Source organism: Paracoccus sp. SMMA_5_TC, from assembly GCF_009696685.2.
Taxonomy (GTDB): Bacteria; Pseudomonadota; Alphaproteobacteria; order Rhodobacterales; family Rhodobacteraceae; genus Paracoccus.
Genome location: NZ_CP102355.1, coordinates 573115 through 596036, shown reverse-complemented (window position 1 = coordinate 596036; position 22922 = coordinate 573115). Strand labels below are relative to the sequence as shown.

Genomic DNA, 22922 nt, shown 5'->3' with positions numbered 1-22922 from the left:
TCCGGAACCTGTTGCGCATGGGCAGCGAGCCGATTCTTTTGCCGACCGATCAGGGGCTTTACTGCCCGCAAGGCGATTTCCACATCGATCCGCTGCGGCCGGTGGCGCGGGCGCTGATTACCCACGGCCATTCCGACCATGCGCGCTGGGGGCATGGCGCGGTGCTGGCGACGGCGCAGACGTTGCAGATCATGCGCCTGCGCATGGGCGAAGGCTTTGCCGGCAGCACGCAGGCGGTCGAAGGGCCGCTGCGCCTGGGCGGGGTCGAGGTCAGCTTTCACCCGGCCGGGCATGTGCTGGGGTCGGCCCAGATCGCGGTGACCGGCAAGGGCCAGCGCATCGTGGTGTCGGGCGATTATTCGCGCCACCCCAACCCGACCTGCGCGCCGTTTCAGCCCGTGGCCTGCGACATCTTCGTGACCGAGGCCACTTTTGGCCTGCCGGTGTTCCGTTTTCCCGATCCGGCCAGCCAGGCGGCCAAGCTGCTGGCCAGCATGGCGGAATTTCCCGACCGGCCGCATCTGGTCGGCGCCTATGCGCTGGGCAAGGCCCAGCATGTGATCGCGCTGATGCGGGCGGCGGGCTACGACGCCCCGATCGCCATTCACGGGGCGTTGAAAACGCTCTGCGACTATTATCAGGATCAGGGGATCGCGCTGGGCCCCCTGGTGCCGGCGACCGCGCAGGATGTCGCGGCGCAGCTGGTGATCGCGCCGCCTTCGGCCTTTGCAAGCCCCTGGGTGCAGCGGTTTCGCGATCCGGTCATCGGCTTTGCCTCGGGCTGGGTGGCGGTGCGGGCTCGGGCGCGACAGCGCGGCGTCGAACTGCCGCTGGTCATCAGCGACCATGTGGACTGGCCGCAATTGACCGCGACCCTGACGGAACTGGCCCCGGCCGAGGTCTGGGTCACCCACGGGGCCGAGGACGGGGTGATGCGCTGGTGCGAACTGGCGGGCATCCCCGCCCGACCGCTGCGCCTGGTGGGATACGAGGACGAGGCCGGCGAATGAAAGCCTTTGCCGCATTGCTGGAACGCCTGGCCTTCACGCCCGCCCGCAACGCCAAGCTGCAATTGCTGGTGCATTACCTGGAACGCACGCCCGATCCGGACCGGGGCTGGGCGCTGGCGGCGCTGACCGGCGATCTGGACCTGCGCCGGGTCACGCCGTCGCTGCTGCGCGGCCTGGCGGCACAGCGCATCGATGCGCAGCTGCTGGCGCTGAGCTATGATTTCGTCGGCGATCTGGCCGAAACCATCGCCCTGATCTGGCCCGAGGGCGCCCAGGACGACCCGCCGCTGTCGCAGGCGGTGGCGCTGTTGCAAACCACGCCCAAGGCCGAACTGCCCGCCGCCATCGCCACCATGCTGGACCGGCTGGGCGGCTCGGAACGGCTGGCCTTTCTGAAACTGGCCACCGGCAACCTGCGCGTCGGCCTGTCGGCGCGGATGGCGCGGATGGCGCTGGCCAGCATGGGCACGCCGACCGTTGCCGACCTGGAAGAGGTCTGGCACGGGCTCAGCCCGCCCTATCTGCCGCTGTTTGGCTGGCTGGGTGGGGGCGCGCGCCCCGACAGCGCGGCGCTGGCGCCGTTCCGGCCGGTGATGCTGGCCACGCCCACCGATCTGGACCAGTTGTCGGCACTGGATCCCGGCGATTTCCTTGCGGAATGGAAATGGGATGGCATCCGCGTTCAGGCCGTTTGCGAGGGCGGCCAGCGGCGGCTTTATTCCCGCAACGGCGAGGATATCTCGGCCGCGTTTCCCGATGTCATCGCGGCGATGGATTTCGACGGCACGGCCGATGGCGAATTGCTGGTGCGACGGGACGGGCGGGTGGCCCCTTTTGGCGAGCTGCAACGCCGGCTCAACCGCAAGACGGTGGGGCGGGGGTTGCTGGCCAGCCACCCGGCGGCGCTGCGGCTTTACGATCTGCTGTTCTGGCAGGGTCGCGACCTGCGGGCGCTGCCGCTTGAACAGCGCCGCGCGTTGCTGGAAGCCGCTGATTTCGACCCCCGCATCGACATTTCGCCGTTGCTCGATTTTGGTAGCTGGCAGGATCTGGCGGCGCTGCGGGCCGACCCGCCCGAGGCCGTGATCGAAGGGGTGATGATCAAGCGCCGCGACAGCAGCTATGTCGCCGGCCGGCCGCGTGGTCCCTGGTTCAAGTGGAAACGCGACCCGATGGTGGTGGATGCGGTGCTGATGTATGCCCAGCGTGGCCATGGCAAGCGGTCGGGGTTTCATTCCGATTTCACCTTTGGCCTGTGGCAGGGCGATCAGCTGGTGCCGGTGGGCAAGGCCTATTTCGGCTTTACCGATGCCGAGCTGCGCGAACTGGACCGCTTTGTGCGCAACCATACGGTCGAGCGTTTCGGCCCGGTCCGGGCGCTGGCACCGGAACTGGTGGTCGAGGTCGCCTTCGAGGGGCTCAATCGTTCTGCCCGGCACAGATCCGGCGTGGCGATGCGCTTTCCCCGCATCAGCCGCATCCGCTGGGACAAGCCCGCGGCCGAGGCCGACCGGCTGGAAACGCTCGAGGCGCTGCTGTGATGCTGCCCGGCGCCTTTCGCGACTGGTTCGCGCGGCAGGGATGGCAGCCGCATCCGCATCAGCTGGCCCTGCTGGCGGCAACGGGCGACAGCCTGCTGATCGCACCCACCGGCGGCGGCAAGACCCTGGCGGGATTCCTGCCGTCGCTGGTGGAATTGCAGCAGCCGCAGGGGGGGCTGCATACGCTTTATGTGTCGCCGCTGAAGGCGCTGACCGCCGATATCGCCCGCAACCTGCGCCGGCCGGTCGCCGAACTGGAACTGCCGCTGCGGATCGAGGATCGCACCGGCGACACCGCCGCCAGCCAGCGCCGCCGCCAGCGCCGCGACCCGCCGGACATCCTGCTGACCACCCCCGAAAGCCTGGCGCTGATGCTGAGCTATCCCGAGGCGCCGGCGATCTTCGGGCGGCTGCGGCGGGTGGTGCTGGACGAATTGCACGCCTTGGCCGAAAGCAAGCGTGGCGATCAGCTGATGCTGGGGCTGGCACGGCTGCGGGCGCTGGCGCCGGGGCTGCGCGTGACCGGACTGTCGGCCACGGTCGACGACCCGCAAGCCCTGGCCGGGTTCATGGCGGGTGCAGCGCCGGTCGAGATCGTCGCCGCAGATCCCGGGCCGGACCCCGACATCGCCATGCTGCCGACCGCGCGCCCGGCACCCTGGGCCGGCGGCGGCGGCCATTACGCCATCCCCGAGGTCCTGGCGGCGGTGCGTCAGGCGCGCACCACCATCATCTTCATCAATACCCGCGCCCAGGCGGAATTGTTCTTTCAGGCGCTATGGGCGGCCAATGACGACAACCTGCCGATCGGCCTGCACCACGGCAGCCTGGCGCGCGAACAGCGCCAGCGGGTCGAGGCGGCGATGGCCGCCGGGCAGTTGCGCGCCGTGGTGGCCACCGGCAGCCTGGACCTGGGCATCGACTGGGGGGCGGTCGATCTGGTGATCCAGGTCGGCGCGCCCAAGAACGTCAAGCGCCTGGTCCAGCGCATCGGCCGCGCCAATCACCGCTACAATGCGCCCTCGCGCGCGCGGATCGTGCCCGCCAACCGTTTCGAGCAGATCGAATGCGTCGCCGCGCTCGAGGCGGTGCAGGCCGGCGATCTGGATGGCGATCCGCGCGGGCCCGGGCCGCTTGATGTCTTGTGCCAGCATATCCTGCTGACCGCCTGCGCCGGCCCCTTCGACGCCGATGCGCTTTATGCCGAGGTCCGCAGCGCCGGCCCCTATCGCGCGCTGACGCGGTCCGATTTCGACGCCTGCCTGGATTTCGCCGCCACCGGCGGCTATGCGCTGCGCGCCTATGACCGCTGGCAGCGGCTGATGCTGCGCGACGGGCGCTGGCGGCTGCGCGATCCGCGCGCGGCGCGGCTGCTGCGCATGAACATCGGCACCATCGTCGAGGCCGAGATGATGCAGGTGCGGCTCCGCGGGCGCGGCGGCGCAGCCCTGGGCGAGGTCGAGGAAGCCTTTGCCGCGACGCTCAGCCCCGGCGACAGTTTCCTGATCGGCGGGCGGGTGGTGCGGATGGATGCGCTGCGCGAAATGGTGGTCGAGGTGACGCCGCAGCCGGGGGCGCAGCCGCGGATCGCGGTCTTTTCCGGGCTCAAGCTGGCGATGTCCACGCAGTTGGCGCATCGGGTGCTGGCGCTGCTGGGCGATCCCGACCGGCACCCTTTGCTGCCCGCCGACGCCCGCGACTGGCTGGCGCTGCAGGCGCAGCAATCGCGTCTGCCCGAACCCGGCCTGTTGCTGTCGGAAAGCTTTCCCCATGCCGGGCGCTGGCACTTCGTGCTTTACGGTTTTGCCGGGCGCAATGCGTTGCAGACCCTGGGCCTGCTGCTGACCCGCGAGATGGAGGCCGACGGGCTGGGGCCGCTGGGCTTTCTGGCCACCGATTATGCGCTGCTGGTCTGGTCGCTGGACCCGGTGGCCGATCCGGCGCCGTTGCTGGCCCTGTCGCGGCTGCGCGGCGGGCTGGGCGACTGGCTGGGCGACAATGCGGTGATGAAGCGCAGCTTTCGCACTGTCGCCACCATCGCCGGGCTGATCCAGCGCAACAGCCCCGGCCAGCGCAAATCCGGCCGGCAGGCGACCTTTTCCAGCGACATTCTTTATGACACCCTGCGCCGATATGACCCCGACCACCTGTTGCTGCGCATCACCGCGGACGAGGCCGGCCGCGGCCTGGTCGATTTCGGCCGTATCGAGGAGATGCTGGCCCGATCGCCGCGGCGCGAACACCGGATGCTGGCGCGTGTCTCGCCCCTTGCGGCACCCCTGCTGCTCGAGATGGGCAAGGTGCCGATCCGGGGCGAGGGCCGCGAGCGTTTGGCCGAACGCGAGGCCGAGGCATTGATGCAGGCGGCCGGGCTGGACAGGCTGACATGAGCGATTACGCGTTCGATTTCCACGGGCTGCGGCTGGTGGCGCGGGCCGGCGGCGCGCTGTGGTGGCCGCAGGGCGGCTGGCTGATCGTCGCCGACCTGCATCTGGGCAAGTCCGAGCGCATGGCCCGGCGCGGCGGCGCGCTGCTGCCACCCTATGAGACGCTGGCGACCCTGGAACGCCTGGGCCAGGATATCGCCGCCCTTGCCCCGCAACGGGTGATCAGCCTGGGCGACGGGTTCGATGATCTGGCGGCGGCGGCGGCGCTGGGGGCCGAGCCCGTGCGGATGCTGGAGGCGATGGCGCGCGGGCGCGACTGGGTCTGGATCGGCGGCAACCACGATCCGGGTGCGCCGCCAGCAATGCCGGGCCGGATGCTGGCGGAATTGCGGCTGGGCGCGGTGACGCTGCGCCATCAGGCCGGGTCCGGGCCCGACATCTCGGGGCATTATCATCCGGTGCTGTCGCTGGCCGGGCAGCGCCGGCGGGCCTTTCTGCTGGGCCGCGACCATCTGATCCTGCCGGCCTATGGAACCTATACCGGCGGGCTGAGCCGGGATGATCCGGCGCTGCGCGCGCTGGTGCCGCAGGGCCTGGGCATCGCCTGCGGCCGTCGGGCGCTGGTGGTGCCGCTGCGCTGATACAGAAAGGCCGCCCCCGGGGGACGGCCTGTCGTCACCGGTTTGCAGGCGATCAGAACTTGAAGTTCAGGCCCAGCTTGACATTGTGATACTTGGCCGTCGCCTCGGTGGTGTTGTCGCCGAACTGACGGGTTTCCTTGCCGAAATTGGCATATTCGTATTCGCCCGACAGGGACATCCGATCGCTGATCTGCTTTTCGACGCCCAGGCCCAGGATATAGCCGGTCTTGGCGAAGTCTGCACCCTCGGCGAAGCTGGCGCCGCTGTCATCGGTGCCGCTGAAGCTGTAATCGACATCGGCGCGCGCCGCGCCTGCCTTGCCGAATACCAGCAGGTCGGGCTGGGCCAGATAGCCGACCTTTGCGCTCAGCGACAGGACGTTGCGGATCTTGGATTCCGCGGTCAGATCGGTGCCCACGCCCGCGACCGAACTGGTCACCGAATCCTTGACGTCGCCCAGGTCGAAGGCCAGTTCGGGACCATAGACCCAGTTCGAACGCTGCCAGCGATAGCCGGCGCGCAGCCCGGCGTTCACACCCTTCAGCTTCAGTGTTCCGACATCGCCCAGGAAATCGTCGCCGGCATCATGCAGGCCGAAACGATCCTCGCCGTTGAAGGCATAGCCAAGCGTCAGGCCGGCATAGGCACCCTGCCAGGCACCCGCCACCGGTGCCACGGCGGCCGGTGCGGCCTCGACCACCGGAGCCACGAATCCCCCGGCCTGCGCGCCGGCGGCGCCCAGAATCGCTGCTGCTGTCGCCAGAACGCCCGAAGCCACGGTCTTGCCAAGAAAACGCATCATCATTCCCCGAAAATACACCTGCCGTGTGGCGCACGGCTGAAACCATTTCCATGAAATTAGCACGGCAGGCCCGACTCGCAAGCAGGACCCGTCAAGCTTTAGCCATTTCGTCAGCATCGCGACATCCCCGCAACAGATGACGCGACATGCCGACGGTCAGATGTCCAGGTTTTCCACGCTCAGCGCGTTCTGCTGGATGAAATCGCGCCGCGGCTCGACCACATCGCCCATCAGCTTGGTGAAGATGTCGTCGGCCTCGGACAGATCCTCGATGCGGACCTGAAGCATGGTGCGCGCAGCCGGGTCCAGCGTGGTTTCCCACAATTGTTCGGGGTTCATCTCGCCCAGACCCTTGTAGCGCTGCAGCGACAGGCCCTTTTCGCCTTCCAGGAAGATCGCCTTCAGCAGATCCAGCGGGCCGTGGATCGGGGTGTCGCGATCCTTGCGGATCAGATGCGCCCCATGGCCATAGGTTTCCTGCAGGCTTTCGGTCATGGCGCCCAGACGCCGGCTTTCGGCGCTGCGCAGCATCGGCCCGTCCAGGGTGCGGCTTTCCTCGACCCCGCGCAGCAGCCGGGTCAGGCGGATGCCGTGATCCTGCGTCGGTCGGCCGGTCCAGCCGCGTTCGTATTCGGCGGCGATCAGGTTCAGCCGCGCGGCGACGCTGTTGGCCACCCCCTGGGCATCGGCATCGACGCGGCCCTGCACCAGTGCACCGGCGATGGCGGCCTGTTCGGTGATATGGGGCGGGTAATGCGTCGGATAGGCGCGCAGCAACCGACGCGCCAGCCGCGCCTCTTCGACCACGCGGGCCAGGTCGGCGCCGGTGATCTGTTCGCCGCTGCCCAGCCGCAGGCTGGCGCCGTCGATGCCCTGTTCGATCAGGTAATCTTCCAGCGCGGCCTCGTCCTTCAGATAGACCTCGGACCGGCCGCGCGTCACCTTGTAAAGCGGCGGCTGCGCGATATAGAGATGCCCCGCCTCGATCAGCTCGGGCATCTGACGGAAGAAGAAGGTCAGCAGCAGCGTGCGGATATGCGCGCCGTCGACATCGGCATCGGTCATGATGACGATCTTGTGATAGCGCAGCTTGTCCAGATTGAATTCGTCGCGGCCGATGCCGGTGCCCAGCGCGGTGATCAGGGTGCCGATCTGGTCGCTGGACAGCATCCGGTCGAAACGCGCGCGTTCCACGTTCAGGATCTTGCCGCGCAGGGGCAGCACGGCCTGGTTCTGGCGCGACCGGCCCTGCTTGGCCGAGCCGCCGGCGCTGTCGCCCTCGACGATGAACAATTCCGAAAGCGCCGGATCCTTTTCCTGGCAATCGGCCAGCTTGCCGGGCAGCGAAGCCACGTCCATCGCCGTCTTGCGCCGGGTCAGTTCGCGGGCCTTGCGCGCCGCCTCGCGCGCCAGCGCCGCCTCGATGATCTTGCCGACGATGGTTTTCGCCTCGGCGGGGTTTTCCTCGAACCATTCGGCCAGCTTTTCGCCGACCAGGCCCTCGACCGCAGGACGCACCTCTGAGGAGACCAGCTTGTCCTTGGTCTGGCTGGAGAACTTGGGGTCCGGCACCTTCACCGACAGCACGCAGGTCAGGCCCTCGCGCGCGTCATCGCCGGTGAAATCCACCTTCTCCTTGCGGGCGATGCCGCTGTCCTGGGCATATTTGGTGATGACACGGGTCAGCGCGCCGCGAAAGCCGGCCAGATGGGTGCCGCCGTCGCGCTGCGGGATGTTGTTGGTAAAGGGCAGCACGGTTTCGTGGTAGCTATCGTTCCACCACATCGCCACCTCGACCCCGATGCCGCCGCGCTCGCCCTGGATGAAGATCGGGTCGGACATCACCGGCGTTTTCGAGCGGTCGATGAACTTGACGAACTCGCGCACGCCGCCTTCGTAGTAAAGTTCGGTGCGCAGCGGCTCGGCGTGCCGTTCATCTTCAAGGATGATGCGCACGCCCGAGTTCAGAAAGGCCAGTTCCCGCAGCCGGTTTTCCAGCACCTTGTAGCTGTAGTCGCGGTTGGAAAAGGTGCCATCGGGCCGATCTTCTTTCGAAGAGGCCAGAAAGCGCACCTCGGTGCCCTTTTCGCCGGGCGCGGCATCGCCCACCACGCGCAGATGTTCGACCGTGTCGCCGTTCTCGAACCGTGCGAAATGTTCCTTGCCGTTGCGCCAGACGCGCAGTTCCAGCCAGTCCGACAGCGCGTTCACGACCGAAACGCCGACGCCGTGCAGGCCGCCCGACACCTTGTAGCTGTTCTGGTCGAACTTTCCGCCTGCATGCAGCTGGGTCATGATGACCTCGGCCGCCGAGACGCCTTCGGTCGGGTGCATGTCCACCGGGATGCCACGGCCATTGTCGCGCACCGAGACGCTGCCATCGGCATGGATCTTGACGCGAACGAAATCGGCATGGCCCGCCAGGGCCTCGTCGATGCCGTTGTCCACGACCTCATAGACCATGTGATGCAGGCCCGAGCCGTCGTCGGTGTCGCCGATATACATGCCAGGACGCTTGCGCACGGCTTCCAGGCCCTTGAGAACCTTGATGGAATCGGCGCCATAATCCATGGGCTGGGGGGCGGGGTCGCTCATCGTATTCTTATCCTGCCTTGGGCTGGCATCTTATAGGGGCAAGCGGGCGGAATGTCACGGGAAAGCCACAAGATTTGCCGTGGCGGCGCCGGGGCCGTCACGCCAGCCCGTCCTGATCCAGCAGGGTGCGGCCATCGCGGCTTTCGATCTCGACGGCCCACAGGTCGGGGTCGCGGCCGCGTTCGCGGGCGATGCGGGCGTCGATCGCCGCCTCGTCGGCCTGCATCACCAGCGCCCAGTGTCGCCGGTCGCTGGCAAGATCCCATTCGCGCGCCCACAGACTGGCCTGGCCGTCCAGGCTGGCGCATTTGACCAGCACGCTGCCGGCGGTATCGTCGCCGCGATGCAGCACATAGGCGGGAATGTCGGCCAGGCCCAGCCGGCGCAGATAGGCCGCCACCCAGATGCCGGTGGCCAGTCGCGGCTCAGCCATCGCCGTCGCGGAAATCCAGGCCCATCTCGGTGTAGCGCTCGGCCTCGTCCAGCCAGTTCTCGCGCAGCTTGACCTGCAGGAACAGATGCACGGGCCGGCCCATGAATTCGGCCAGTTCCGCGCGCGCGGCCTGGCCCACGGCCTTGATCGTCTCGCCGCCCTTGCCCAGCACGATGCCCTTGTGGCCAGGGCGCGAGACATAGACCACCTGATCCACCCGTGCCGAGCCGTCCTTTTTCTCTTCCCAGCGTTCGGTCTCGACCGTCAGCTGATAGGGGATTTCCTCGTGCAGGCGCAGGGTCAGCTTTTCGCGGGTGATTTCGGCGGCGATCATGCGCATCGGCAGGTCGGCGACCTGGTCCTCGGGGTAAAGCCAGGGACTGGCCGGCAGTTCCGCCGCCAGCCAGTCGCGCAGGTCGTCGCAGCCATAGCCCTTTTCGGCCGAGATCATGAAGGTGCGCACGAAGGGGAACGCCTCGTTGGCCTGTTGCGACAGCGCCAGCAGCGCCTCGGCCTTGACGCGGTCGATCTTGTTGATGACCAGCGCCACCGGGGTCTGGCCGGCGTGGTCGCGCAGCTGGGCGATGATCGCCTGGGCGCCCTCGGTCAGGCCGCGGTGGGCCTCGATCAGCAGCAGGATGATGTCGGCATCGGCCGCCCCGCCCCAGGCCGCCTTGACCATCGAGCGGTCCAGCCGCCGGCGCGGGCGAAAGATGCCGGGGGTGTCGACAAAGACGATCTGGCTGTCGCCGGCCATGGCGATGCCGCGGATGCGGGCGCGGGTGGTCTGCACCTTGTGGGTGACGATCGAGACCTTCGCCCCCACCATCTGGTTCAGCAGGGTGGACTTGCCCGCATTGGGTTCGCCGATCAGGGCGACAAAGCCCGCGCGTGTCTGGGTCATGGGGTGCCTTCGATCTGCTCCAGCAGCGCCTGGGCGGCGGCCTGCTCGATGCTGCGTTTGGTGCCCTGGCCGCGGGCGACGGCTTCCCGGCCGTCGTCCAGCCGGACGGTGATTTCGAATTCGGGGGCGTGGTCGGGGCCGCTGCGCGCGGTCTGGACATAGCGCGGCGGCGCCATGCCCTGGGCCTGCGCCCATTCCTGCAGGGCGGTCTTGGCGTCGCGGGCATCGTCGCCGACGTTCTTCAGCCGGTCGGCCCACAGCCGCAGCACGGTGGCGCGTGCCGCCTCGAAACCCGCGTCCAGATAGACGGCGGCAATCACCGCCTCCATCGCGTCGGCCAGCAGCGCATCCTTGCGCCGGCCGCCCGACAGCATTTCGGACCGGCCCAGCTTCAGAACCTCGCCCAGGCCGATGCTGCGGGCGACGGCGGCACAGGTTTCGCCCTTGACCAGGGCGTTGTAGCGTGGCGCCAGCTGGCCTTCGGTGGCGGCGCTGTCGGCAGAAAACAGCGCCTCGGCCATGGTCAGGCCCAGGACCCGGTCGCCCAGGAATTCCAGCCGCTGGTTGTCGGGTCGTGTCACCGACGAGCTGGAGCCATGCGTCAGCGCGCGTTGCAGCAGTTCGGGGCGCGAGAATTCGTGCCCCAGGCGTCGGGAAAAGGCTTGCAGTTCGGCGGAAATCTTCATCGTCCCATTGTGCCACGGCGGGTCTGGCCGCGGCAACGATCCTCAATCGACGGCCTTGAAGAAGCGGTCCGGCCGCCAGGTCCAGAAATACAGCAGCGACTTGCCCGCCGACGAGAACATGACCCGGTCGGCCCGGCCGATCAGGTTTTCCGCCGGCACCATGCCGACCCCGCCCACAGACGCCGGCCAGCGCGAGTCGCCCGAATTGTCGCGGTTGTCGCCCAGGAAGAAGTAATGCCCCTCGGGGACGGTGAATTCGGGGGTGTTGTCGCCCGGACCGTTGTCGGCCAGGTTCAGCACGTCGTGGCTGACGCCATTAGGCAGCGTTTCGGTGAACCTTTGGGCGACGCATTGGCCGTCGCTGGCGGCGGCGATCTGGCCGGGGCAGGGCAGGCTGCCTTGCGGCCCCTGCGGCTCTTGCGCCTCGGTGAAGGTGCCGGCGGGGGTCTGCGGCGCCGCGGTGCCGTTGATGTAGAGAATGCCGTCGCGCATCTGGATGCGGTCGCCGGGCAGGCCGACCAGGCGCTTGATGAAATCGTCGCCCCGCGTGGGGTGGCGGAACACCACCACATCGCCGCGCTGCGGTTCCGAGGCCAGGATCCGCCCCGAGATCGGGCAGAGGCCAAACGGGCAGGACACCGCCGAATAGCCATAGGCCATCTTGTTGACAAACAGGAAATCGCCGATCAGCAGCGTGTCCTTCATCGAGCCCGAGGGGATCCAGAACGGCTGAAAGAACAGCGTCCGAAAGACGCCCGCGATCAGCAGCGCCCAGAAGATGGTCTTGATGGTCTCCCAGATGCCCCCATCCTTGCGGGCAGTGCTTTTGGCCATGGATGCCGTTCCTTTCTGCGAAAGTCGCGCGTTCATGGGCCGCGCGGGCCGGCAAAGTCAAGCGCCGGCGCCGGGCCTCACGGTTTCGGGAATCGCCTCGATGACCACCAGCGCCTGCGCCCAGGGGTGATCGTCGGTCAGCGTCACATGCACGCGCGCGACATGGCCCGCAGGCGTCATCGCCGCCAGCCGTTCGGCCGCCCAGCCGGTCAGTTCCATCGTCGGCTGACCCGAGGGCAGGTTGCGCACCGCCATGTCCTTCCAGCTGATGCCCATGGCCAGGCCGGTGCCCAGCGCCTTCGAGCAGGCCTCTTTGGCGGCCCAGCGCTTGGCCAGGGTCGCGGCCTCATGCGCGCGGCGGGCTGCCAGCGCCAGTTCGCGCGCGGTGAACACCCGGTTTCGGAAACGGTCGCCGTGGCGCGCCAGCACCCCGGCGATGCGTTCGATATTGGCCAGGTCGCTGCCGATGCCCAGGATCATGGCGCGGTCATGCCGTCGCCTGCACCCGCGCCACGTCCATGCGCCGGCGCATCTCGCGGATCGCGGCGTCCAGGCCCATGAACACCGATTCGGCGATCAGGAAATGGCCGATGTTCAGTTCGCGCAGTTCGGGAATGGCGGCGATCGGGGCCACGGTGTCGAAGGTCAGCCCGTGGCCGGCGTGCACCTCGAGCCCGAGCAGGCTGGCCTGGGCCGCGCCCCGGCGCAAGGCCGCCAGTTCCAGGTCGCGTTCCGCCGGACGACCTTCAAGATGCAGGTCGCAATAGGCGCCGGTATGCAGTTCGACCACGGCGGCGCCGATCTGGGCCGCGGCCTCGATCTGTTGGGGCTCGTGGCCGATGAACAGCGACACGCGACAGCCGGCCTCGCGCAGGGGGGCGATGAAATCGGCCAGAAAGTCGCGGTTGCCAGCCACGTCCAGCCCACCTTCGGTGGTGCGTTCCTCGCGCCGTTCGGGGACGATGCAGACCGCGTGTGGCCGGTGACGCAGGGCGATGGCCTGCATTTCCGCGGTGGCGGCCATTTCCAGGTTCAGCGGCAGGCGCAGCGCCGCCATCAGCCGGTCGATGTCCTGGTCCGAGATATGGCGGCGGTCTTCGCGCAGATGCGCGGTGATGCCGTCGGCGCCGGCCTGTTCTGCAAGCTGCGCGGCCCGCACCGGGTCGGGCCAGGGCGTGCCGCGGGCATTGCGGATGGTGGCGACGTGATCGATGTTGACGCCCAGGCGCAGCATGGTGGCTCTCCGGTTGGAAATGCACGCAGGTTTAGGGATTTGGCGCGGCAAGTCCAGAGGCGGCGACCCACCAGCCCGGCCGGGCGGCGCGCAGGGCGTCGCGGGCGTCGCGGGCGGCGGCGGCGTCGAGGAACAGCCCGAAACAGGTGGCGCCCGATCCCGACATCCGCGCCAGCGCGGCGCCGTGATCGCGCAGCGCCGCCAGACAATCGCCGATCTGCGGCATCAGCGCCAGCGCCGGGGGTTCAAGGTCGTTGCGGCAGCCGGCGACGAAATCGATCAGCGCCGCGCTGTCGGGAAATGCCGGCAGCCGTTCGGGCATCGGCGGATTGTCGGCACGGCGAAGCGCGCCGAACACTGCGGGCGTCGCCAGCGCCTGACCGGGATTGACCAGCACCAGATGCAGCGGCGGCAGCGGCGGCAGCGGTTCGACGATGTCGCCCAGGCCGCGCATCCGGCAGGGTCGGCTGAGCAGGCAGGCCGGCACATCCGCGCCCAGCCGTTCGGGCTGCGCCGGACGGACATCAAGCGCCCGCAGCACCGCCGCCGCATCGGCCGAGCCGCCGCCGATGCCCGAGGCGACCGGCAGGTGCTTTTCCAGATGGATGCGCACCTCGCGCCCGGCAAGACGGGCGGCGCGCAGGCACAGGTTGTCGGCCTCGGCCGCCAAGGGGCCGGCGAAGGGCCCGCCCAGCGTCAGCGACAGCGGCCCGGGCGAGACCGTCACCACATCGCCCAGCGCCAGAAACACCACAAGCGAATCAAGCAGGTGGTAGCCGTCGGGGCGCCGACCGGTCACGTGCAGCGTCAGGTTCACCTTGGCCGGGGCCGGTTCGCGCCGGGGCAGGCTCATGGGTCAGTCGGCCTTGGGCGCATCGGGACTGCGCGCCGGCGGCAGACGACCGCCATTGGCCTTTTCCTGTTCCAGCACCGCGTCCAGCCCGCTTTCCAGCTTGGCACGGATGCGGCGGGCGTCCTCTTCCTTTTCCGGCTTCAGCGACAGGGCGCGCTGCCACTGGATCTGCGCCTCGCGCTTGCGGCCGACCATCCAGTAGATGTCGCCCATGTGGTCATTGACCAGCGAATCGCCGGCCATGGCGGCGACGGCCCGTTCCATCGGGGCCACGGCTTCGGCATAGCGTCCCAGACGGAAATAGGCCCAGGCCAGCGAATCCAGGATATAGCCGTCGTCCGGGCGCAGCTCGACCGCGCGCTGGATCAGGCGCAGGGCTTCCTCCAGGTTCTGGTTACGATCGACCAGGCTGTAGCCCAGATAGTTCAGCACCTGCGCGGAATCGGGCCGGATCTTCAGCGCGGCGCGGAAGTCGGCCTCGGCGCGCGGGAACTGGCCGGCGCGTTCCAGCGCGATGCCGCGGGCATAAAGCGGGAACCAGCGCGCCTCGGCATCCGATTCCGGGATCAGCGACAGCGCCTTGTCATAGGCGGGCACCGCCTGCTGGAACTTGTCCTGTTGCCGCAGCAGATCGCCCAGCGCGATCCAGCCCTGGGCCAGTTCGGGATGGGCGGCGGTCAGGGCCAGCGCCGCCTTTTCGGCGTCATCCAGCCGCTGGGCGCGGGCCAGCGCATCGATGCGGGTCAGTTCGGCCACGGGGCGCATGTCGCCCAGTTCGCGCAGCCGCTCGAATTCGCGTTCCGCCAGGTCGAACTGCCCCACCCCCTGCAGAAGCTGCGCGGCCAGCAGATGCGCCTCGCCCATGTCGGGGGCCAGATAGGCGGCCAGCCGCGCATGGATCAGCGCCAGCGGGTCCATCTCGTCGTCGCCCCCCAGCACCGAGCCGAAGGTCAGAAACACCTGCGCGATCCCGTCGGCGGGGCCGCGGATGGCGTCAAAGGGCAGCGTCTCGCCGCGCGACAGTCGTTCGCGCAGGGCGCGCAACTGCGGTTCTTCGGCATGGCCGGGGGTGTCGTCCAGCAGCTTCAGCGCGTCGCGGTTGCGTTCAAGCTGCGACAGGATCTGCACGCGTGCGATCAGCCCCATGAGATGTGCGCCGGTTTCGGGGCGCGCCAGCAGCAGTTCGGCGCCCTCGTAGTCGCCGACCTTCGCCTGGGCCAGCGCGAGATGGTAATTCACCATCGGTCCGGCACCGGGCAGTTTGGCCAGTTCCTTGAAGGCCGAAAGTGCCTCGCCAGCCTTGCCGGCACCCAGCAGCGCCCAGGCCCGCATCATCCCGTCGATCAGCGTGGCCCCGGCCATCCCATCCGTGGCAGTGTCGCCGGGCGGCGCGGCGTCGATGGCGGCCACCAGATCGTCCCAGCGTCCAGCACGCGCCAGTTCCGCACGCTGCAACAGCCGCGCCAGCTCGGTTGCCCGGCCCTGGTCGGCCATGGTCAGGGCAAGCGCCGTGGCGCGCTCCATCTCTCCGGCGGAAATCAGCGCCACCAGCGCGCTGTCCTGAAGATAGGGGTCGGTGTCGTCCTGGGCCAGCGCCTGCAGATAGTAATTGGCGGCGGCCGGATAATCGTTTTCGACCGCCGCCATGCGCGCGGCCAGATAGGGGCCCGACAGCCCGCGCAGATCGGCGGGTGCCGCAGAATCTTCCGGGCGATGCGCGGGGCGCGCGCTGTCGGCGGGCGTCGTGTCGGGCGCCGCCGCCGGCGCCTGGGTCTGGGCTGCTGCCGGACCGGCAAGGCCCGTCGGCAGCACGGGGGCGGCGGTCAGCGCGATCAGCGCCAGCGGGATCATTCGAGAGGTCACGGTTCGGGCCCAGTCCTTGCTATTCGCGGCCGCGACCCTAGCCGGGGCGACGCCGCAGGGCAACGCCGCGCCGGTTCTGCCCCAGCCCGCCCCGATCACATGTTCGGGTAATTCGGCCCGTCGCCGCCCTGCGGCGTGGTCCAGTTGATGTTCTGGCTGGGATCCTTGATGTCGCAGGTCTTGCAATGGACGCAGTTCTGGAAGTTGATCTGGAACTTCGGACCGTCGGGGCCTTCGAGCACCTCATAGACCCCGGCCGGGCAATAGCGCTGCGCCGGTTCGGCATATTCGGGCAGGTTGACCCGGATCGGCACCGAAGGATCCTTGAGCTTCAGGTGGCAGGGCTGGCTTTCCTCGTGATTGGTAAAGGAAAACGCGACGTTGGTCAGCCGGTCGAAGGACAGCTTGCCATCGGGCTTGGGATAGTCGATCGGCTGGAAATCGGCGGCCTTGCCGGTGGCGGCGGCGTCGGTCTTGCCATGTTTCCATGTGCCCAGAGGGTTCCAGCCGGTCAGGTTGGCCACCCACATGTCCAGCCCGCCCAGCGCCAGCGACGGCCACAGCCCCAGCTTGGACCAGATCGGCTTGACGTTGCGCACCGGGCGCAGGTCCTTGCCGATCGGGCCCTGGCGCACCTCGGCCTCATAATCGGTCAGCTCGTCGCCTTCGCGGCCAGCGGCAATGGCGGCGGCCGCTGCCTCGGCTGCGGCGATGCCCGACAGCATGGCGTTGTGGTTGCCCTTGATGCGCGGCACGTTCACCAGACCGGCCGAACAGCCCAGCAGCGCCGCCCCCGGCACCGTCATTTTGGGGATGGACTGCCAGCCGCCTTCGGAAATCGCCCGCGCGCCATAGGCCACGCGCTTGCCGCCGGCCAGCAGCTCGGCCACCATAGGATGGTGCTTGAAGCGCTGGAACTCCATATAGGGGTAAAGATAGGGGTTGGCGTAGTTCAGGTGCACGACAAAGCCCACAAGCACCTGATTGCCTTCGAGATGATAGATGAAGCTGCCGCCGCCGGCGTTCTTGCCCAGGGGCCAGCCCATGGTGTGGATGACGGTGCCGGGGCGGGCCTTTTCGGCGGGAATTTCCCAGATTTCCTTCATGCCGATGCCGAATTTCTGCGGCTCATGCCCGGCCGAAAGGTCGTATCTGGCGATCAGTTCCTTGGCCAGGCTGCCGCGCACGCCTTCGGCGATCAGCACATATTTGCCACGCAGCTCCATGCCCGGCTCATAGGCCGGTCCCGGATTGCCGTCGGCGTCCAGACCCATTTCCCCGGCAACGACGCCGACCACGCGGTCGCCTTCGTAGACCAGCTGCGAACAGGCCATGCCGGGAAAGATCTCGACCTCGAGCGCCTCGGCCTGTTCGGCCAGCCAGCGGCAGACATTGCCCATGCTGACGATATACTTGCCGTGGTTCGACATCAGGGGCGGCATCGGCCAGTTCGGCACCCGCATTTCCCCCTGCGGGCCCAGGATGTAGAAATTGTCGCTGGTGACCTCGGTATGGATGGGCGCGCCGCGATCCTTCCAGTCGGGGATCAGCCGGTCCAGCCCGGCCGTGTCCAGAACCGCGCCCGACAGGATATGCGCGCCGATTTCCGAACCCTTTTCCAGCAGCACCACCGAAAGTTCGGGGTTGATCTGTTTCAGCCGGATCGCCGCGGACAGGCCTGCGGGGCCACCGCCCACGATCACAACGTCATATTCCATCGCTTCGCGCGTGATCTCGGACATGGCTCGGTTCCCGCTCCCTGGCTTGATGATGCGCAAAACTCCTAACGCGTAACATTCTTGCGCGCAATGCGGACGCGACGCAGCAATGGCGCATTCCGGCCATTGCGCGCGGTCTGTCGCGCGTTGCCTTGCGCAGGGCTTGAAACGCCGGGCGCTTCGGGCCACGATGCGCTCTGGAATTCGCAGCGCCCCTGGCCGCAGGCCGGGGGCGTTTGCCAAACCTGTTTCGCGTTGACGTGGGTCGCAACAGCGACCGGAAGGACTGGAATGGAAAAGATACCGATGACCCGCGCGGGCTATGACCAGCTTGACGAGGAGCTGCGCGAATTGCGCTCGGTCGAGCGTCCGGCGGTGATCCGCGCCATCGCCGAGGCGCGCGAACACGGCGATCTGTCCGAAAACGCCGAATATCACGCCGCCCGCGAAAAGCAGAGCTTTGTCGAGGGTCGCATCAAGGAACTGGAAATGATCATCTCTCGCGCCGAGGTGATCGACCCCAGCAAGCTGAACGGCAGCGTCAAGTTCGGCGCCACCGTCACCCTGCTGGACGAGGATACCGAGGAAGAGCGCACCTATCAGATCGTCGGCGAGGCCGAGGCCGATCTGGAACGCGGGCTGCTGAACATCCGTTCGCCGCTGGCGCGGGCGCTGATCGGCAAGGACGAAGGCGACAGCGTCGAGGTTGTGACCCCGGGGGGTGGCAAATCCTACGAGATCATCTCGATCCGGTATGTCTGAGGCAGGGTGATCCCCCATGAGCACGCTTGATGTCCTGCGCCGGATCGCCGCCGAACAGGCGCGCAGCCGTGTGCTGGCGATCGGCGTGGGCGTCAGCCTGGCGTGGTTGTTGCTGGTGGGTGTGTTCGTGCTGATGTCCCCCGAACCGGCCGAACCGGTCGAGACGGGCGTGGCTGCGCGGCTGATCTGGTGGGTGGGGGTGATCCTGCCGCTGGCGCTGATCTGGCTGGCCGTCTGGTCGGCGCGCAGCCTGTCGTTGCTGCGCCAAGAGGCGATGGAGCTGCGCGCGGCTCTGGCGCGCATGCAGGAGGGTGCAACCCCCCCCGGCGCCGCTGGCGGCGAAGCGCGCGCCACGCAGGGCCTTGCGCACGCCCCCCAGGCCATGGCGCGGGGCCGCGCGTCCGTCCCCGCGCGCGCGGCCGATCAGCGTCAGGCGCAGCTGGAACTGGATCCGCCGCCGCCGCCGCTGACCCCGGCCGAACTGTTCCATGCCCTGAACTTCCCTGACGGACCCGAGGATCACGAGGCGATCCGCTGCCTGCGGCTGGGGCTGGCACATCCCGAACTTGCCCGGCTGATCCGGGCGGCGCAGGACGTGGTGACGCTGCTGGCGGCGCAAGGCGTCTACATGGACGAGCTGACCAGCGGGCATCCCGCCGACCCCGGCTTGTGGCAGCGATTCGCCGCCGGCGAGCGTGGGGCCGGCGTCGCGGCGCTGGCGGGGATCGAGGACCGGGCAGCGCTGGACAGCGCCGCGGCGCTGATGCGCGACGATCCGGTGTTTCGCGATGTGGCGCAGCATTTCCTGCGCCATTTCGACCGCCTGCTGGCCGCCCGCGCCCAGGACAGCGACCCGCAGCTTCTGGCGATGCTGGCCGAAACCCGGTCGGGCCGTGCCTTCGTGCTGCTGGCCCAGGTCAGCGGCATGACCGGCGGCGCGACGCGCCCGGCCGACCCCCAGGGCACCCATGCCCAGGACGGGGCGCCGCAGCCGGCCGAGGCCGAACGGGACTGATCGCGCCGGGCTGGGGCCAGCGCCCGTGGCGCACCGCCAGGCATCCCTGCAAGATCACGGCAAAAAGGGCCGCGCCGTGCTGGCGCGACCCCGGTTTCGGCGCGGTAGCGTGCCGCCTATTCCAGGAACCGGAAACGGTGCAGCGAGATGAACAGGCTCAGCAGCTTGTTCACCACCGGCTCGCCTTCGTTGCGATTGCCCAGCTGGGCCAGGGCTGCGTCGATGGCGCTGGTGCGGGTGTTCAGTTCATCCAGGTCCATGTCGGCCATGACGCCGTGGATTTCCAGCGGCAGGACGCTGGTCACGCGATGGCCCTCGCTGACGATGCAGGCGCCGGAATACTGGTCCACCTGCTTCAGGCAGAAGGCCATTTCGTCGCTGTCCTGACCGACCGCCACGAAATAGGGTTTGGGCGCCGGCCAGAAGGTGGCGACCGCGCCGCGCTGGATGTTCACCCCCTTGAACAACCCGTTGACAACATGGCGCGGCCCGTCGGCATAGCGCTGCACCACCGACAGCCGGCTCAGCGGCTGGCCGTCCAGTTCGGGCACCACCTTGCCGTTGCGATAGGGCACCCAGACTTCCTGGTTGAACCTGGCGTGGCCGCGGCCGTAGACATCGAACAGGATGACCTTGGCGCGGTCGCCGTCGATCTCGAGCGGCACGATGTCCAGATCCTCGGCCCGCAGATCGTCCAGGCCTGGCACCGCCGGCGTGCGCATCGCCGAATAGTCGATGCGGGCGTTCTGCAGCAGCTTGCCGCCCTGGGCCACCAGCACCCCGTCCTTGAACACGTAAAGCGGCTTGATCCGCGACAGGCTGTCGGTCAGCACGATATCGGCATAGCGCCCGGGCGTCAGCGAGCCCAGCTTGTCGTCCATGTGAAAGGAGCGCGCGGTGTTCAGCGTCGCCATCTTGATCGCCTTGATCGGGTCGATGCCCATTTCCGCGCACAGCGAGATGATCCAGTCCATATGCCCCTGGTTCTGCAGCCGCTGGACCGAGATGTTGTCGGTGCACAGCATGAAATTGTCGGTCGGGAACTTGCGGTTCACGATCGCGCGCAACAGCGTCTTGATGACCTCGTTGCTGCCGACGCCGAACTTGATATGGGTCGGAAAGCCGTAGCGGATGCTTTTTTCGATGTCATCGCCGGTCCAGACGTCATGGTTGTTCGACACGCCGATGGCGGGCAGGTAGTTCAGCACCATGTCCGAAAGCGCGGTGACGCCCCAGTGGCCGTTCATGAAGCCGCCCTTTTCGCGCACCCAGGCGGCCTTGCGGAAATCGTCCTCGTCGCCCGAGGAATAGGTGAAATGCTCGAACTCGCCCAGGCCGATGACCGGTTCCATGTCCAGCACCGCCCGCGTGACCTCGGCCGAGGTTTTCTTGCCGGGGGCAAAGGCGAACAGGCGATAGGGCAGCCGGTCGTAGTCGCGAAACAGCCCGCGCGCGACCTCGGCGCCCTGTTCGCCGGCGGCGCTGAGCAGGTCCAGGCATTCGGCATAGATGGTGGTGGTGCCGCAGGGCACCATCGCCTCGGCCAGGGCGGTGGGATGGGCCAGCTGCGATTCGAAATGCAGATGCGCGTCGATCAGGCCGGGGATGGCGTAAAGCCCCTGGCCGTCGAAGGTGTCGCGCACCTTGATCGCTTCGGCGTCGGGGTTCAGCGCGATGATGCGCTGGTCATGGACCAGGATCGAGCCGTGATAGACCGTCTCGCCATGCACATCGAGGATGTTGAGATTGGTCAGCAGCAGGTCGGCCTCGGCCTCGCCGTTCAGGATGGCAAAGATCCGGCGGACCTTTTCGTATTCGGTGGCGGCGTTGGTGGCGGAATCATACATCGAAGTCAGTCCTTGTGTCTGAAGGGCGCCGTCGGCAGGGCCGGCCGGACCGGGCGGTCCGGCGGCGGCAGGGCGCGGGTCGGCGGGAAGGGGGAAGGGGCGGCCCGGCCGATGGTGCCGGGCCGGGACGCAGGTCAGCCGGCGCGGTCGGCGGCGGCGCTTTCGTGCCAGGAACCGATGGCCTTGTTGGACAGCCACGCCATCGCCAGGAACAGCAGGATGCCCAAGGCGGTGATCAGGCCAAGTGCCGCGAACATCAGCGGAATGTTGAGCTGAAAGCCCGCCTGCAGGATCTCGTAGGCCAGGCCCGATCCCAGACCGCCGGTGCCGGCGACGAATTCCGCAACCACCGCCCCGATCAGCGCCAGGCCGCTCGAGATGCGCAGGCCGGCAAAGAAATAGGGCAGGGCGCTGGGGATCCGCAGGCGGATCAGCGTCTGCAGGCGCGAGGCACGATTGGCCTTGAACAGGTTGACCAGCCCCGGATCGACGCTGCGCAGTCCCAGAGTGGTGTTCGAGATGATCGGGAACAGCGCCACGATGGCGGCGCAAACGGTCAGCGCCAGCCGGGTATCCTTGATCAGGATGATGATGAGTGGCGAGATGGCGACGATCGGGGTGACCTGCAGGATGATGGCATAGGGAAACAGGCAGGCTTCCAGGATCCTGCTCTGGTTGAACAGAAAGGCGATCAGCGTGCCCACCACCACCGCCAGCACGAATGCCTGCAGCGTCACCATCATCGTCACCTTCAGCGCCCGCATCAGCGCCGGCAGGTCGTTGACGAAGCTGGCCCAGATGTCGGTCGGCTTGGGAAACAGATAGATCGGCACCTGATAGACGGTGCACAGCACCTGCCACAGCACCAGGATGCCCAGGCCGACGGCGATCGGGCCGATGGTGCGGGTCAGGAAATCGGCGTCGAGGAGTTTGTGGTTCATGGGATCACTCGTCTTGCGGATGGCTGCCGGACTGGTCCGAGGCCTCGCGCAGCGCCGCCGAAAGCTCGGCGCACAGCGCGGCGAATCGCGGGCTGCCGCGGAATTCCTCGTCCCGCGGGCCGGGCACGTCGATGTCGATGATGCGCGAAATCCGCCCCGGCCGGGCCGCCATCACCACCACGCGGCTGGACAGGAACACCGCCTCGTAGATCGAATGGGTCACGAAAACGATGCTCAGATTGCGTTCGCGCCACAGATCCAGCAGGTCGGCGTCCAGCTTGTTGCGGGTGAACTCGTCCAGGGCGCCGAAGGGTTCGTCCATCAGCAGCAGGTCGGGTTCGGTCACCAGCGAACGCGCGATCGACACCCGCATCCGCATGCCGCCCGAAAGCTGGCGCGGCAGCCGGTCGCCAAAGCCCTTCAGGCCGACCTTTTCCAGCGCCGCGCGCACCCGCGGGGTGCTTTCGGACCTGGGCACCCCGGCGAGGTCCAGCGGCAGGCGGACATTGGCTTCGATCGAGGCCCAGGGCATCAGGGTGGCGTCCTGGAACACGATCGACAGCGACTTGCCGGGGGTGCCGGTCCGCTCGAAACTGTCCCCCCACCATTTCACCTGGCCGGCCGAGGGTTGCAGCAGGTTGGTCATCAGGCCCAGAAGCGTGCTTTTCCCGCAGCCCGAAGGACCGATCAGGGTCAGGAACTCGCCTTCGCGCACGGTCAGATCGACCGGTTCCAGCGCGCGAAAGCCATTGCCGAAGGTCTTTTCGGCGCCGTTGATCTCGATGACGGGGCGGCGCTGCAAGGGCTGGGTCTCCGTCTGTGCGAACTGTCTGAGGGCGGTGGTCTGTGCCATGTC

The 22922-nt window shown here is 68.0% G+C and carries 20 protein-coding genes; 6 read left to right on the top strand and 14 right to left on the bottom strand.

Annotated elements, in window-relative coordinates; translation table 11 throughout:
- Positions 1-17: 17 nt before the first annotated feature.
- The 4 genes from GB880_RS02995 to pdeM are packed head-to-tail and all read left to right on the top strand — an operon-like array spanning position 18 to position 5579.
- Entirely contained in the window at positions 18-1010 is a 993-nt protein-coding gene (locus GB880_RS02995) for a ligase-associated DNA damage response exonuclease (RefSeq protein ID WP_154494050.1), read from the top strand.
- Positions 1007-2551, top strand: a complete 1545-nt coding sequence (locus tag GB880_RS02990) for a cisplatin damage response ATP-dependent DNA ligase (RefSeq protein WP_154494047.1) — start codon at positions 1007-1009, stop codon at positions 2549-2551. The genes GB880_RS02995 and GB880_RS02990 overlap by 4 nt, the downstream gene beginning before the upstream one ends.
- Positions 2551-4941, top strand: coding sequence for a ligase-associated DNA damage response DEXH box helicase (locus tag GB880_RS02985; protein WP_154494046.1), 2391 nt, complete (start codon positions 2551-2553; stop codon positions 4939-4941). The genes GB880_RS02990 and GB880_RS02985 overlap by 1 nt, the downstream gene beginning before the upstream one ends.
- Complete coding sequence (pdeM, locus tag GB880_RS02980) at positions 4938-5579, top strand: ligase-associated DNA damage response endonuclease PdeM (RefSeq protein WP_154494045.1); 642 nt, start codon at positions 4938-4940, stop codon at positions 5577-5579. Before GB880_RS02985 ends, pdeM begins: the two co-directional genes overlap by 4 nt.
- Positions 5580-5631: 52 nt before the next feature.
- On the opposite strand, the gene GB880_RS02975 is transcribed toward pdeM, so the two are convergent.
- From GB880_RS02975 to GB880_RS02925, 11 genes are all read right to left on the bottom strand, one after another.
- Positions 5632-6384 carry an outer membrane protein gene (locus tag GB880_RS02975; RefSeq protein WP_154494044.1) on the bottom strand — a complete coding sequence of 251 codons (753 nt, stop codon included), beginning with the start codon at positions 6382-6384 and terminating at the stop codon, positions 5632-5634.
- Between the two features lie 153 nt (positions 6385-6537).
- Complete coding sequence (gene gyrB / locus GB880_RS02970; RefSeq protein ID WP_154494043.1) at positions 6538-8976, bottom strand: DNA topoisomerase (ATP-hydrolyzing) subunit B; 2439 nt, start codon at positions 8974-8976, stop codon at positions 6538-6540.
- A gap of 97 nt (positions 8977-9073) precedes the next feature.
- On the bottom strand, positions 9074-9409 hold the full coding sequence (locus tag GB880_RS02965; protein ID WP_154494042.1) for a DUF1491 family protein: 336 nt from the start codon (positions 9407-9409) through the stop codon (positions 9074-9076).
- Positions 9402-10313 (bottom strand): GTPase Era, encoded by a 912-nt coding sequence (gene era, locus GB880_RS02960; protein WP_154494041.1) that lies wholly within the window; start codon positions 10311-10313, stop codon positions 9402-9404. The genes GB880_RS02965 and era overlap by 8 nt, the downstream gene beginning before the upstream one ends.
- Entirely contained in the window at positions 10310-10999 is a 690-nt protein-coding gene (gene rnc, locus GB880_RS02955) for a ribonuclease III (RefSeq protein ID WP_154494040.1), read from the bottom strand. The genes era and rnc overlap by 4 nt, the downstream gene beginning before the upstream one ends.
- A gap of 42 nt (positions 11000-11041) precedes the next feature.
- The gene (gene lepB / locus GB880_RS02950; protein WP_154494039.1) at positions 11042-11833 is read right to left on the bottom strand and encodes a signal peptidase I; all 792 of its coding nucleotides are present in this window, start codon (positions 11831-11833) and stop codon (positions 11042-11044) included.
- A 57-nt stretch (positions 11834-11890) separates the two neighbouring features.
- The gene (gene acpS / locus GB880_RS02945; RefSeq protein WP_154494038.1) at positions 11891-12313 is read right to left on the bottom strand and encodes a holo-ACP synthase; all 423 of its coding nucleotides are present in this window, start codon (positions 12311-12313) and stop codon (positions 11891-11893) included.
- Positions 12314-12320: 7 nt separating this feature from the next.
- Positions 12321-13067, bottom strand: coding sequence for a pyridoxine 5'-phosphate synthase (locus tag GB880_RS02940; RefSeq protein WP_154494037.1), 747 nt, complete (start codon positions 13065-13067; stop codon positions 12321-12323).
- A 31-nt stretch (positions 13068-13098) separates the two neighbouring features.
- Positions 13099-13920 (bottom strand): 4-(cytidine 5'-diphospho)-2-C-methyl-D-erythritol kinase, encoded by an 822-nt coding sequence (locus tag GB880_RS02935; RefSeq protein ID WP_263467275.1) that lies wholly within the window; start codon positions 13918-13920, stop codon positions 13099-13101.
- 3 nt (positions 13921-13923) lie between these two features.
- Complete coding sequence (locus GB880_RS02930; RefSeq protein WP_263467274.1) at positions 13924-15771, bottom strand: tetratricopeptide repeat protein; 1848 nt, start codon at positions 15769-15771, stop codon at positions 13924-13926.
- Positions 15772-15878: 107 nt separating this feature from the next.
- Positions 15879-17525: an electron transfer flavoprotein-ubiquinone oxidoreductase gene (locus GB880_RS02925; RefSeq protein WP_154494449.1), complete on the bottom strand. Its 1647-nt coding sequence runs from the start codon at positions 17523-17525 to the stop codon at positions 15879-15881.
- 267 nt (positions 17526-17792) lie between these two features.
- On the opposite strand from GB880_RS02925, the gene greA reads away from it, so the two are divergent.
- Together greA and GB880_RS02915 are read left to right on the top strand one after the other, a co-directional pair.
- Entirely contained in the window at positions 17793-18263 is a 471-nt protein-coding gene (gene greA / locus GB880_RS02920; protein ID WP_195840890.1) for a transcription elongation factor GreA, read from the top strand.
- A gap of 16 nt (positions 18264-18279) precedes the next feature.
- The gene (locus GB880_RS02915) at positions 18280-19278 is read left to right on the top strand and encodes a hypothetical protein (RefSeq protein ID WP_263467273.1); all 999 of its coding nucleotides are present in this window, start codon (positions 18280-18282) and stop codon (positions 19276-19278) included.
- 116 nt (positions 19279-19394) lie between these two features.
- Here the strand turns inward: GB880_RS02915 and GB880_RS02910 are convergent, their stop codons facing one another.
- From GB880_RS02910 to GB880_RS02900, 3 genes are all read right to left on the bottom strand, one after another.
- A complete protein-coding gene (locus GB880_RS02910) occupies positions 19395-21125 on the bottom strand; it encodes an amidohydrolase family protein (protein ID WP_154494600.1) in 1731 nt (576 codons plus the stop codon).
- Between the two features lie 134 nt (positions 21126-21259).
- Positions 21260-22066, bottom strand: a complete 807-nt coding sequence (locus tag GB880_RS02905; RefSeq protein WP_154493537.1) for an ABC transporter permease — start codon at positions 22064-22066, stop codon at positions 21260-21262.
- A 4-nt stretch (positions 22067-22070) separates the two neighbouring features.
- Complete coding sequence (locus tag GB880_RS02900; protein ID WP_229774378.1) at positions 22071-22919, bottom strand: ABC transporter ATP-binding protein; 849 nt, start codon at positions 22917-22919, stop codon at positions 22071-22073.
- Positions 22920-22922 lie beyond the last annotated feature (3 nt).